The sequence below is a fragment of the Saccharothrix sp. ST-888 genome (assembly GCF_000955975.1).
Classification (GTDB): Bacteria; Actinomycetota; Actinomycetes; order Streptomycetales; family Streptomycetaceae; genus Kitasatospora.
The window spans coordinates 1-256 of the sequence record NZ_JYJF01001102.1 but is presented as its reverse complement, the minus strand read 5'-3'; the positions used below and the strand labels follow the sequence as shown (position 1 = coordinate 256).

Annotated in this window: 1 protein-coding gene; it reads right to left on the bottom strand. The window is 75.0% G+C overall.

Annotation, left to right across the window (positions count from 1 at the left end):
* Positions 1 to 256, bottom strand: a 256-nt coding sequence (locus UK12_RS42820; RefSeq protein WP_045307407.1) for an acyl carrier protein, incomplete at both ends; no start/stop codon positions are given.

The following is a 256-nucleotide window of genomic DNA, read 5'->3' as shown; positions in this document are numbered from 1 at the left end:
CGCCTCGGGGGTGCCGTAGCCGAGGACGGCGGCGACCTCCGTGCGGACCAGGTCCAGCAGGGCGGTGTCGCGCTCGGCCTCCGACAGGCCGGTGAGGCGATGGGTGAGGGGGCCGTGCTGAGCCGGTCCCTCGGGTGCGGCCGCCTTGGTGCCGACTGCGTCAAGGGCCTTGCGGGCCTCGGGAATCTCGTCGAACAGGGTGGTGGCGCGGGGCGAGGCACCCGGGTCGGCCAGCAGCACGTCCCAGGCGATGTCG